The sequence below is a fragment of the Kitasatospora sp. NPDC034035 genome (genome assembly GCF_055575755.1).
Map to the genome: position 1 here is coordinate 84,313 of NZ_JBVISA010000033.1, position 12,423 is coordinate 96,735.

General features: G+C 73.3%; 8 protein-coding genes. 6 read left to right on the top strand and 2 right to left on the bottom strand.

Annotated features, from left to right (window positions below):
• The first annotated feature begins 79 nt into the window (after positions 1–79).
• Positions 80–1,609 (top strand): replication-relaxation family protein, encoded by a 1,530-nt coding sequence (locus ACZ52J_RS34345; RefSeq protein ID WP_465624369.1) that lies wholly within the window; start codon positions 80–82, stop codon positions 1,607–1,609.
• Positions 1,610–1,632: 23 nt separating this feature from the next.
• Here the strand turns inward: ACZ52J_RS34345 and ACZ52J_RS34350 are convergent, their stop codons facing one another.
• Positions 1,633–2,130, bottom strand: a complete 498-nt coding sequence (locus ACZ52J_RS34350; RefSeq protein WP_465624370.1) for a hypothetical protein — start codon at positions 2,128–2,130, stop codon at positions 1,633–1,635.
• Between the two features lie 656 nt (positions 2,131–2,786).
• Between ACZ52J_RS34350 and ACZ52J_RS34355 the strand changes: the two genes are divergently transcribed.
• The 4 genes from ACZ52J_RS34355 to ACZ52J_RS34370 all read left to right on the top strand — a co-directional run bounded on the left by ACZ52J_RS34355 (position 2,787) and on the right by ACZ52J_RS34370 (position 6,119).
• Entirely contained in the window at positions 2,787–3,152 is a 366-nt protein-coding gene (locus ACZ52J_RS34355) for a hypothetical protein (RefSeq protein ID WP_465624371.1), read from the top strand.
• A 58-nt stretch (positions 3,153–3,210) separates the two neighbouring features.
• A complete protein-coding gene (locus ACZ52J_RS34360) occupies positions 3,211–3,897 on the top strand; it encodes a DUF402 domain-containing protein (RefSeq protein ID WP_465624372.1) in 687 nt (228 codons plus the stop codon).
• On the top strand, positions 3,894–4,424 hold the full coding sequence (locus tag ACZ52J_RS34365) for an NUDIX domain-containing protein (RefSeq protein ID WP_465624373.1): 531 nt from the start codon (positions 3,894–3,896) through the stop codon (positions 4,422–4,424). Before ACZ52J_RS34360 ends, ACZ52J_RS34365 begins: the two co-directional genes overlap by 4 nt.
• Positions 4,425–4,955: 531 nt before the next feature.
• The gene (locus ACZ52J_RS34370) at positions 4,956–6,119 is read left to right on the top strand and encodes an ATP-binding protein (RefSeq protein ID WP_465624374.1); all 1,164 of its coding nucleotides are present in this window, start codon (positions 4,956–4,958) and stop codon (positions 6,117–6,119) included.
• Positions 6,120–6,737: 618 nt separating this feature from the next.
• On the opposite strand, the gene ACZ52J_RS34375 is transcribed toward ACZ52J_RS34370, so the two are convergent.
• Positions 6,738–7,586: a replication-relaxation family protein gene (locus tag ACZ52J_RS34375; RefSeq protein ID WP_465624375.1), complete on the bottom strand. Its 849-nt coding sequence runs from the start codon at positions 7,584–7,586 to the stop codon at positions 6,738–6,740.
• Positions 7,587–8,299: 713 nt separating this feature from the next.
• Here ACZ52J_RS34375 and ACZ52J_RS34380 point away from each other — a divergent pair.
• Positions 8,300–9,919, top strand: coding sequence for a replication-relaxation family protein (locus ACZ52J_RS34380; RefSeq protein ID WP_465624376.1), 1,620 nt, complete (start codon positions 8,300–8,302; stop codon positions 9,917–9,919).
• The last annotated feature ends 2,504 nt before the right edge of the window (positions 9,920–12,423 follow it).

Genomic DNA, 12,423 nt, shown 5'->3' on the forward strand with positions numbered 1-12,423 from the left:
GGCCGCGTCCGGGTGCTCGCCCGGGTGCCGGGCCGGCCACCGCGCCGTTCTGGCCTGCCGCTGACGGAAGGTCAACCCGATGACCACCACCTCGCTCGCCGCGCCCGGCCCCGACGACGGCGACCAGGCCGCCGACCACCCGACCGACCGGGCGGCGAAGGCCTCGCCCGGCCGGGACAAGGACCCGCACGGCGCCTCCACCGACACCTCCGCCCGCACCTCCACCGCCCCGCGCGGCGAGAAGCCCGTTTCCGCAGGCCAGCAGCCCCGGACAAGGGGCCGCCGCAGTGGCGACAACCCTTCTACCGCTGCTCCTGGAAGCCCGAGGCGCAAGCAGCGGGCGACGGGTCCGGCCAGGGCGAGGGTCATGGTGGCGCTCGTCCTGTTCCAGCGCGCCACCGGCCGTGAGCTCTGGCACCTGGCGCTGCCCGGCCAGGCCTGCGACAAGGCGACCCGCGACGCGCTGCTCGACCTCCAGGACGCCGGCAAGGCCCGCCCGGACGGCTGGGCCCGCGGCCGCAAGCTCTGGTGCCTGACCAAGGCCGGCCACAAGGAAGCCGCCCGCCTGCTGCCGCCCGGCACCAAGCTGTCCACCGTCCGCGAGGACAAGAGCGCCGGCTACGACGAGCACGCCCTGGACGTCACCGCGACCGCCGGGCACCTGACCCGCGCCGGCCACGGATCGCCGCTCACCCTCACCACCGAGGTCCGCCACGCGGTGCCCGGCCGCACCGCCCGCTACGCCGACCTCGTGCTGCGCGACCCCGGCACGGACGTGCCGGTGCTCCTGGTCGAGGTCGACCGCGACAACGAGACGGTCGGCCAGCTCGTCGAGAAGCTCGCCACCTACACCGCCTGGTGCGAACTGCTCGCCAAGGGCGCCGACAAGATCAAGGCGAAGGCCGCCCGGCACCAGGGGGCCGCCGTCCACGACCACCGGCACTGGCGCACCGTCTACCCGCCCACCGGCCACGAGGGCTACCCGCCCGTCGCCCTGGTCCTCATCCCCGGCCGCAAACGCGACCGCCCCGGCACCAAGCCCCTCACCCCGGAGCAGCAGGCCGCGAAAGCCGAACGCGACCACGAGCGGCTGCTGCGCCGCCTCGACGCGGTGGAGGCCGGCTCCGTCACCTTCTGGAGTCCGCGGCCGTACCCGTATCCGGGGGTGACGGCGGGCAACTACCACCTGGCGCTGCCGGTGGTCGCCACCACGCTGCAGCTGCTCGACGACCAGGGCGCCGCCGCCCCGGTGTGGCGGCGCTTCGGCCGGACCGGCTGGCACACCCTCACCAGCGCGCTGGACAACCCGGACGGCGACCGGCTCCTGGCCGTCGAGCGCCAGGCCGCGGCTGCCGCCCGCCGTGCCCGCGAGGACGCCGAACGGGAGGCGAGCCGTCCGTCCTGCACCCGCTGCACGTTGCCGTTCTCGGACGAGCGGTGGGCGGAGCAGGAGCGGGCCCGGGCCTGGGGCGACGACGGGCTGTGCGCCGGCTGCCGCCAGGCCGCCGCCGACCGGAAGGCACGGGAGGGCGCCGAGCGCGAGCGGGCCGCCGCCGAAGCCGCGGCCGCCGAGGCGAAGCGAACCGGCTCCTGGTGGCGCCGGTCCTGACCCGCCCTCACCCGCCATGGTGGTCACCAGCGGCGGCTGGGTCTCGGGCGCTGGCCGCCTCCGTGGTGGTAGCGCAGCACCACCTCGGCCACGTGAACCCAGGCCAGCTCCAGCTGGGCCTCCTCCGCCAGTCCGGCCTCGAGCGCCTTCTCGCACAGCCCCGCCTCGCCGGCCACCGCGGCCAGTTCGGCGTGCAGCTCGCCGACCATCTCGTCCCAGCGGGCCAGCGCCCGCAGCGCGGCCCGGATGCGGGAGGTGACCGCGTGCGCCGGGTCGGCGCCGGCCGCCGTGGCCTCGATGGCCGCGTTCTGCAGCTCGGCGACGGTGAGGCCATCGAGTACGGCCCGCCAGGGTTCGGTGCGCACCGCGTGGGTGGCCGTCAGCACGACCTGCTGGACAAGCTGGTCGGCCGAGTTGCTGGGTGCGGCCGGGGCCTCGGGGCGGGGAGGTGGAACGGGCAGGCGGCCCGCCAGCGTGCCCCCGGGGCCCAGCGCCCTGCGCTGACCGCTCGCCTTTCCCACACCGCGCCAACGAGCGGCCCGGCCCGCCGGACACGGGCCGGGCACCGCCGAAGCGCGGCAGCCCGCCCGATCCGCCCTCACCCCGGAGGAGCGACAAGCCGCTGACCTGCACTGGGGAGTTTGGGCACCCCCGCTGACCTGCGGCGGGGAGTTTCGCCCCGGAGGCGGTGAGTTTCACCCCGGGCCGCTGGTGAGTTTGCCCGCCAGACCCGGTGAGTTTCGCCCCGGCCCGGTGAGTTTCGGGCGTCGTCGCAGGTCAGCGGCCGGTTAGAACGGACTGCGGTACGCCGTCCGGGTGGCGGTGGGGTTCGGCACTGCGGCGTCGTGGGCAGAGCCTGCGACATCACGACACCCCAGACCAGGCGCCGCGACCGTCGCCGCCGTCCGGCTGCGCCCACCGCGTCCGCGCCCGCCGCCCCGGTCCGCGCTGGATGGCCGCCGGCCCCGGCCCGGCCGGGCGGCGGCTGGTGCTGCCGGACCTGGTCCAGCGAGCACCTGACCCCGGGCGGGATGGTCGTCCGGACGACCTGGCACGAGCCCGTCTGCTCGACGTGGGCCCGGCCGTCCGGAACGGCCGGGTGACCGGGTCGTTCCGGACCGCCCGGCACCCCAGCGCGGATAGGCTCGACGCACTGTCGACGCGGAGGGGTGGACCGATGACACAGCCGATCCGATTGGGGCCGGAGCCGGTGGCCGAGTGGATCATCGAGGTGTGCGGCTGGCAGGACCAGGCTCGCGTGCTCCTCGGGCACCTGCCCTCCCAGCTGCGCGTGGTCCACGACGGGGACGGCTGGTGGGTCGGGATCGACGCCTTCGCCCCGTACCTGCGCGTCCAGCTGTGCGCCGGCCGCCTCGGGGAGGACGGCACCTTCGCCGACGTCTCCGCCTTCCTGGACAGCACGGTCAACGCCACCGACCGCGAGGAGCTCGCCCGGGCCGTCCAGGAGCTGCGCAAGCGCCTGGACGCCCCGCAGCCGCCGAACCGCTGGGCCGCCGAACGCTACGGCTTCCCCAAGCCCTGACCCGCTGTCACACCTTCGAGCGGACTTCCCGGCCCCCAGGCCGGGAACACTCTCCGCCATGACCGACACCACCCTGTTCCAGCCCGGCACCACCGCGATCCGCCGCGACGTCCACGCCGGCCGGGTGTGGACCGCGATGCCGCAACGGGTGATCGACGACACCGGCCACGTGCTGACGCTGGCCTACTGGCCGGGGATCGAGAGCCTGGCCCCGACGACCTGGATCACCTCCACGCGCACCGGCGACGACACCACCCGCCAGCAGGGCCTGGCAGACCTGGCGGCCGGCGCCTGGACCCTGGACCACTACCGGTGGACCGGCACCGAGCTGCTGTCCCACTTCCTGAACGGCGAGTGGTTCTCGGTGCACTGCTTCCAGGACGCGGCTACCAAGGAACCGCTGCGCTGGTACGTCAACTTCGAGCACCCCTACCGGCGTCGCCCCGGCCTCGGCGTCGACACCATGGACCTCGCCCTCGACCTGGTCATCACCCCCGACCTGTCGGGGCACCACTGGAAGGACACCGAGGAGTACGCCCAGCTGCGCCGCCTCGGCGTGGTCGACGACTACGTGGGCCGCCAGGTCGAGCAGGCCCGAGGCCGGGCGATCGGCATGCTGGACGACCGCACCGGGCCGTTCGCCGGCGGCTGGCCGACCTGGGCACCGGACCCGTCCTGGCCGCTGCCGACGCTGCCGCCCGGCGCCGACGAAGCCGCCACGGCGGCGACCCCCTACCGGCCATGACGAGCAGCGGCACGGCAAGCGGGACGGTCCGCGTGCGGGTGTGCGCGGTCCTGCTCCACGACGGCCTCGTCTGCCTGATCCGCCGCCAGCGCCCGGCCGGAGCACAACTCTCCTTCCCCGGCGGCGTGGTCGAGGACGAGGACGGCGAGGACCCGATCGGCGCGCTGCGCCGCGAGCTCCTCGAGGAGCTCGGCCTCGACCTGGCGACGCTGCCCGCGCTGCCGGTGCTGCGCTTCGTCCAGGACCAGGAGACGGCGCGCCCAGGCGAGGTGGAGCCGTTCCGGCGCCGGCACCTGGTTTACGTTGCCCACCTGCCCGACCACCTGGTGGCGGCCGTCGCCGCGGCCGAGCAGGACGCTCCCGACGAGGCGCCGGTGGTGTGGCTGCCGGTGGCCAACGCGGCCGGCCTCCACCTGTACCCGGATGTCGCCGCCGTCCTCGACCAAGCCGTCCGGCCCGACACCGCCGCGACCGGCGGGCCGCTGCTGCTCCCGGCGATGACCACCACGTCCTACCGGTGGCGCTGACCCCCTGAGCGGAGGCCTGTGACTGTGCACGGTAGATGGCCAGGTTTGCACGCTACTTGGCCAGCGGGCGGGCAACTCGTTGACCGGGGCGGGCCGCAGACCAACTCGGCTCGGAGGACGCCGAGGCGGCTGCGCCGCAAGGCACAGCCGCCTCGGGGCCCCCATCAGCCGGGCCGTCAGTTTGGTGGGCTGTTCCTGCTCCAGGCCGCCCTCCTCGCCCACCGCTGACCCATGTAGGGGCTCGGAGAGTGGACCGGACCAGTGCTGTAGTGAGGCTGCGGCGGTGGACTCCTGGGCGGCGCGCGAAATTCATGAAATTGGTGACCTCGGAGCCGATGGGAATGGTGTCGTACGCGGCTTCGCCGGGCCCGTGCCGGAAGTGCGGCACCAGTTCGCGACTCCCGGGTCGACCGCCTCCGGACGGCCTCGCACCTGCCCGTCTGTGGATTCGGCAAACATAGCCTGACCTGGTGTTTTCCAGAGATTCGCCTAGGGTGAGGAGTTCTGCCGGACCGCATCGGAGGGGTCATCATGAGCGGGGAAGCCAACAAGTACGACGCCAGCCAGATACAGGTGCTGGAAGGGTGGGAGGCCGTCCGTAAGCGGCCCGGGATGTACATCGGCTCGACCGGTGAACGCGGCCTGCTCCACATGGTCTTCGAGATCGCCGACCGGGCCGTGAACGAGGTCCTCGCCGGCCACGCCAGCTGCGTCGACGTCACCCTCACACCCGACGGCGGTGTCCGTGTCGCCGACGACGGACGGGGAGTCCGTATCGACGAAGCGGGAACCAGTGGTATGTCCGGCCTCGAAGCCCTGCTGACCCGTTTTCAGACCGGGCCGGGGACCGGAGGCCGCCACGACGTGACGCTCGGTTTCTGCGGAGTGGGGCCCTTCGTCGTCAACGCCCTGTCGAGCCGGATGACGGCCGAAGTGCGGAGCGGGGGAGCCCGCTGGGTCCAGGGGTATGCGCGTGGCGTGGCCATCACCCCGCTCGCCGAGGCCGGCACCTCGACCGGAAGTGGCACCACCATCACCTTCTGGCCCGATGCCGACATCTTCGAGGCTGTGGAGTTCTCCTTCGACGGCCTGGCCGAGCGCTTTCGGGAACTCGCTCTGCTGAACAAGGGCTTGGAGATCTCTCTGACCGACCAGCGTCGTCCGGGCGAGTCCCGGGCGGCCCGGTTCAGGTACCCGGACGGCGCGCGGGACTTCGTGACCCTCCTCGACGAGCCGGAAGAGACACCCGTTCATCGGCACATCATCGGCTTCGAACGGGAGGACCCGCGCATGGCCGGAACCGTGGAGGTCGCCCTCCGTTGGCGTGACTCCCAAGAGGAACGAATCCGGAGCTTCGCCAACAGCCGGCCCACCTTCGGTGGCACCCACGAGCGCGGCTTCCGCGACGGAGCGGCGGCCGCGGTCACCGCGTACGCACGGAAGCAGGGACAGCTGACAACAGCGGACCCCGACCTCGAAGGCGATCGAATCGGCGAGGGCCTGACCGCGGTCGTGTCGGTGAAGCTGGACCATCCCGAGTTCGAGGGCCCCATACGCGACTTGCTGGGCAACGCCGCGGTGCGAGTCTGCATCGAAGAGGCCGTCCAGCAACACCTCGGCAGGTGGTTGGAAGAACACCCGGAGGGTGCCGCAGCTGTCATCGGCCGGATCATCAACGGCGTCCGTCGGGCCTGACCGGTAGCAGGCCGTCTGCTGGTCCCGGGGGACCGGCCAGCAGGGCGGTCGGCAGCACACGCCGGTCAACCAGTGACATGACCCGTGGCCAACCAGCCTGCTCAGTCTGGCCAGATAGCGTGAAAACTTTGGCCATCAACCCTGGAAAGTGGCCATCTACGGTGCACAGTCACAAGGCCGCAGCCGGCCCGGCGCGGGTTGCCTCTGAGGTTGCCTCTGGGATTGCTACTCGGGCTTGCTACTCGGGGCTGCTTCTCGGGCTTGCTTCTCGGGGTTGCGTCAGGCGGTGCCGCTGGAAGCGGGTTTGCGCAGCTCAGCGCCCGTTGTCCATAGGCCGGCGGGCGCCGACTACTTCTCCCTGGGCACCCTGGCGGGTGCCGGGTGAAGTCCGGGCACCGAAGCGTGGAAGGAGACGAGGAGCAGAAGAGTCGGCGCGCAGAGCAGGAGCGGAGACAAGATCCGGCAACCTGATGCTGCGCGCCGACGGCGTGACCGGGTTGTCCGCTGCGCGGCGGCCCGGCGGCCCCGCTTCGCGGCGCCACCGGCCGGGAGGAGGAGCGAGGAGGAGGGCGGCCGGGACGGCCTGCGGCAGGCCACCCAGCGGCTCCCGCTCGCCGCCTACAGTTCCGTCCACCCACACGCCCGCCCGCTGCTGCCGAGCGGGTGCCAGACCGGTGCGGACGGTCCGCGCTGGACCAGGTCCTCGATCCGGGCGGCGCCGGCCGGGACGGCGGCCAGCAGCTCGGCGACGGCCGGGTTCTCCTCGGCGGCCAGGCGCAGGTCCGCCACCGCGCCGCGCATCCCGGTGGCCGCCGTGCCGACCAGGACCACCAGCAGGCGCGGGAAGGACCGCCAGCGCCGCTCCCACGCCCGTCCCCGGCCGCCCGGACCCGACTGCTCCCACAGGGCGGCGCAGGCCGCCAGCTGCGCCGCGGTCTCCTCGGCGCCGACACCGGGGCGGTGCCGTTCGACGAACGCCCGCAGCCGGTGCCGCTCCTCGCCGGTGCCGGCGGTGTACGCGAGCTCGGCGGCGGGCCGGTACACCCCGCCACCCTCGACCGGCAGCTCCGGGGCGGGGAGGAGGTCGAGCGGGCCGCAGGCCTCGCCGCGCTCCCGGGCGTCGGTGACGAAGGCAGAGTGGATCCGTCCGACGTCGAGCAGGTGCTCGCGCCCGTGCCGCACGGCGAGCTGCTCGGTCTCCGGCGCGGGGGCCGGGCGGCGGGCCTCGGGGAAGGTCGCCGCCACCGCCGCGCCCTGGGCGGTGAGGTGCCAGGCCTTCGCCCGGCCGGCCTGCGGCAGGGTCACGAACTCGGCCAGGCCCTCGGTGTGCAGGCGGGCCATGCGCTTCTGGGTCTGCTTGATCCCGGCGGTGCCGCCGTGCAGCTGGTGGAGCTGCTCGGCGGTCGCCAGCGCGAAGCGGTGAAGCGTGACCAGAACGTCGTGGTCGGTCTCCAGATCCCCGTGCACGAATGTGCTCCCTCAGTCCGAAGCGCGGGCTTATCCCGTGCTCGGAGAATGGAACCCCACGAAACTCACCGGATTTCTCACCATCAAGGTTGGCAGCTCATAACGATCTGATAACTTCCACTACCAAGGTATCCCGCGTTCTTGCCGGTCCGAAATGCGGTCCGTAATCCCGTCCGCCAACCCGTCCCAACCTCAGAGCCCCCGTTGGCTCCATCGGCATGCCTCTGACCTGCTGGGATGACCATCAAGGTGCCCCGGTGAGTTTCCTTGACGGCCTATCAAGGAAACTAACCGGTACCTTGGTGGGCCTGGTGAGTTTGCCGGAACGCTTCCGTTGCCCCTTCCGTTTCCCCCTCCGCTGCCCCTACCGGCCACCTCGGGCCCGAGGGGCGAATCCGCCCAGCTCAGCGCCCGAATCCGGGCCGCAGCCGCATTCCGACAACCCTCTTTCTCCCTGCCTTTTGCTTTTTGGTTTGTGGTTGTTGTGGTTGGCGGTTGGGGGAGTTCGTTCGCGGGTTTTGCGGACGGACGCTCCCGGGCCGCTTAGCCCTTTCTCGTTGCGTCCGGCGGGGCCGGCCGCGCGCCCGCTCAAAGGCGGGCTGGGGGGTGGTGGGACGGGGGCGGCGCGCCGGGCGGGAACGGGCTTGGCCGCTGTCAGGAGCGACGGATATCCCGGAGAGGAAGCAGCCGACCACGACCACCGGGAGACGCCCGTGAGCACCCGTCAGAGCCCCGCCCAGCCCGACGACAACGACGACCAGGCCGCAGCCGTCGAACCGCCGCAGCCGTCCCGGCCGGGCCGGACCGCGTACCGGCGCGGTGCCGCCAACCCGAACGGCTCGACCACCGCGCTGCGCGCCGACGTCCTCGGCGCGCTCGGCGTCCTCAAGGTCGCCACCGCCGACCAGCTCCAGCGACTGCTGCGCTCCCGGGCGGCGTCGAACACCGTGATCCGGCAGGCGCTGCGCGATCTCGCGCTGCACGGCCTGGTCGCCTCCGACGGCAACACCCGGGACCGGCACAAGACCTGGCGGCTGGAGGGCACGGCCGGGCTGGAGGCGGCCGGGCAGGTGCTCGGCCTGCCTCGCTCCGACATGGGATCGACGGCCCGGGGCGCCGGCCGCTCCGGTGCCCAGCACGCGATGGCGGTCAACGAGACGATCACCGCGTTCGTTATGGGCGGCACCGCGCCGCAGGCCCCGGGCGGGGTGGGCACCGTGACCGACTGGGAGACCGAGGCCGAGTTCCTGCTGCCGGGCGGCAGGCGCAAGGTGCGCCCGGACGCGGTGTGGCAGGCCCCGGAGATCGGGGTGCCGGTCCTGATGGTCGAGGTCGACCGCTCGACGATGTCGTCGGAGCGGGTCGCCGCGAAGTTCACCGCCTACCGCGAGCTGTTCCGCACGAAGGTGAAGAGCACCGACCCGGCGCTGGCCGACGAGGAGCCGGCCGACCGGATGGTCCACTGGTGGCGCCGGACCTGGCCCGGCCCCCACACCCGGCCCGGCTACCCGCCCGTCGCCCTGGTCGTCACCGGAGCCGGACCGGCGGCGCTGACCAACCGGCAGCAGGCGGTGTCAGACCTGGCGCGCGATGCCTGGGGCGGTTCCTGGTGGACCATGCGCTCCGACAACGCGGGCGGGGACGGCTGGCGCGAGTACGACGACGCGGTGCCGGTCATCGCCACCACGCTGGAGCTGCTGGCCGAGCACGGCCCCCTCGGCCCGGTGTGGTGGCGCTACGGCCGCGACGGAGCCCGCTACTCCCTGCTTGACGCGCTGGAGAGCCCGGACACCCGCGAGGCGTACGACGAGCGCCAGAAGGCCAGGGAGAGGAAGGCTGACCAGGTCCACCACGAGCTGATGGAGACCCTGGCCTGCGCCGACTGCGGGAACGTGCCCTGGCAGGAGAGCACCGACGAGCACGGCCCGGATGGACGACGACAGAGGTGGACCCGCCGCCCGGGTGGCCGCTGCTGGAACTGCCACGAGAAGGACCAAGAGCGGCGCGAGGAGGAGCTGGAGGCCGAAGCCCGGGCCCGGCTGGAGGCGGCCCGGTCGGCGAACGCCGTGCTGCGCCCGTGCTGGACGTGCCGGGGCTCGATCGGCGGCAAGGAGGGCTCGGGGCTGGAGCTGACCGAGAAGGCTGGCCCTGACCGGCTGGAGTGCCCGAATTGCGAATGGGACCGCGAGCGGGAGGACTTGGGCCTGCTGGTGTTGCCCGCCCCGACCAAGCGCCAGCAGATGGCCGCGCTGGTCTCCACCCCGGATGACCCGTGGTGGGAGGAGCGGGTGCTGCACGCGAAGCTCTACCCGGCGAAGGGCCGTCGGGTGTGACCTGTTGGGTGTGGTGGGCGTGTTTTGGCCTTGCTCGCGGTGTTGTCTGGACCTTTGGTTGTGCCTGTTGGGGGTGGTGGCGGGGTCGGGTGTGGGGTGGGGTTTGGTGACTGTGTGTGGTGGTGGCTGTCGTCCGGTGCCGCTGACGCCGTCTCGGGGGCGGGTGGGGTGTTGTGGGCGGGTTTTCGGGTGTGAATTCTGCCGGGTATTCCGCCGGGTTGTTTTGGTGGATTGGCCGTCGGGTGGTGGTGTGAATTCGGGTCGGAATTGTGGTGGCCGGGGGTGGTGGCGGGCCGGTGTTCGGTTTGGCGGGGGGTCGGGCCGGGTGCTTCTCGGTGGTCGCCGTCGGGTGGCCGCCGTCCGGGGTTGGCCGGGCGCTGGCGCCGCCGTCCGGGCCGTGCCGCTGTCCGGGCTGGTGCCCCCTGCCTGGCCCGCCGTCCCTGGTGCTGCGCCCCCTGCTCGGTGGCCGCCGTCCGGGTCGCCGGCCTCGGCGGCTCCCCGCCTCCCCGGCGCTCGCCTGCCCGGCCGCTGTTGGGCCCGGCCGTCGTCCTGGTCGGCCGCCAGGCCCGTTTCGCTGCGCCGGGCTCGGCCGCGCTGTCCCGCTGTCCGGGTCGGTTCGGGTGCTGCCGGGCGGCCGCTGTCCGGGTTCCTGCTGCGCCGTGGCTGGGTGGTCGTCAGGCCGCCCTGGAGGCCGCCTGGTGGCTGTTCTGGTGGTCGTCCTGGTGGTGGGTGGGGGTTGTCGCGCTGGCTGTCGTGTTGCCTGTCGCGTTGGGGTGGTGTCGTGTGGTGTGACGTGGGCGGATACCCGGTTTCCCCTGTGTGTGGGCTGGGCGCGACAGCTCCCGCGACAGCCGCGGGGCGGGGCTGGCGTCCTGGGGGCCGGCGACCGTCAGGCGCTGGCCGTCCGGTGCCGCCGACGCCGTCCCGGGGGCGCTGTCCGGGGTGGCTGGGTGGTGGCGGGGCGGCGGGCCGCTGGTTGGGGCCGGCCTTCTCCTGGTGGTGGAGCTCGGTGGCCGGGTGGTGGTGCTCGGTGGCTGGGTGGCGGGTGCCACGCGGGGGTGCAACACGGTGTTTCACCGGGGTGCAACACGGGGCTGTGTTGCGGGTCTGACCAGGCGTTATGTGGCCGGGAGGGGCCCGGGGCGGGCGTGTTGCACTTCGTGTTGCAGCGGGCTGCGCCGGTCCGCCGGCCTCGGCTCTTCCCCGGTGCCCCCGTCCGCGCCGCCTGGTGCCGAGCTCCGCTGCCGGGCCCCTGGTCGCCGTCGTGGTCGGCCGTCAGGCCGTCCTGCTGCGCCTGGTCCGGCGGTCCTGCCGCCGGGGTCCTGGTGGCCCCCTGGCCGCCGTGCCCTGCCCGCCCGCTGCGCCCGGCTCGGCCGCCCTGGCTGTCCTGCCCTGCCCCGCTGGGCCCTGGCCGCCGTGCTGCCTGCTGCTGCGCTCTGACCGTCCGTCCGGGCCGCTGTCCTGGCCCGGTGTTCGGTTTGGTGGTGCCGCTCCGGGGATTACCCGGTTGACGGTGTGCGCTTGTTTTCCGGGTGGTCTGGATTGGCGGTCGCGGTGTCGGTGGCGAGGGCCGTAGGCCCCTTTCCTGCGTGCCTGAATTCGATTTCTTGTCGCTGCGCCGCGCGGGGCTTTCTGATTTCGCCCTGGAAGAGAGCGGAAGGGAATTCGCATTCTCGCCGGGAGGGCGGCCTGATAGAGCCGGGATGGATGGTTGCGGCGAGGTTGGCTGTTCGCGTCTCGGGCTCGTCCGGGGGCCGGTAGGATAGAGCTGTACGGAAGCCGGGGAAAGGCCGCCGGATGTGCTTCGGATGTCGGTCCCGAATCTGTGGTTGAGGGCCCGTCAGGGGCCGCCGTGCGGGGTGCCCATGAGGGCCCGCAACGGAGGCCGGGCAGGCCCGAGCCGGACCGGCGGCCCGGAAGGTGGCCCCGAGGGCCGCAGGCCCCGCTCGGAGGGCGGCGGATGGGCCGACAGCCCAGCAACCAGGCGGCTGACCGGCCATCGGCCGGTACCGGGGGAGGGGCCAGGGGGGTGAGGTTGTGGCTGATACCCGAAGTCCGCGACACATCGTCAACGCCCGGCGCCGCAGGCCCGGGCCGGCACCCCCGCCCGATCGGAGGGATGGGCCACTACCCGAATTCCGCGTCACATCGTCAACGCTCACCCCCGGGCGCAGCCCGGGAAACCCAGTCAGCAAACCGGCCCGTAGGGCCGCCAAAAGGCCAGCCCAAGAAAGCCGGAAAGCCGACCGATTGACGGGCCGTAGGCCCGGGACAGCGCCCCGGAAATGGCGGAGCGCAGCGACGCCCGACGCCCGCCCCGACGGCGCGTGCCGCGCCCACGAATTCGCCACCGGCGAATTCCCCCAGCCACGCACCGCCCAGCCCGGCGCAGCCGGGCCACACCACGCACGGTGACGGCGCAGCCGTCACCCCCCGACTGACGCCGCGTCAGCGGCGCCCCGGCCGCCAGGCCGGGGGTAAGGCCCTTAGGGCCTTCCGCCCCC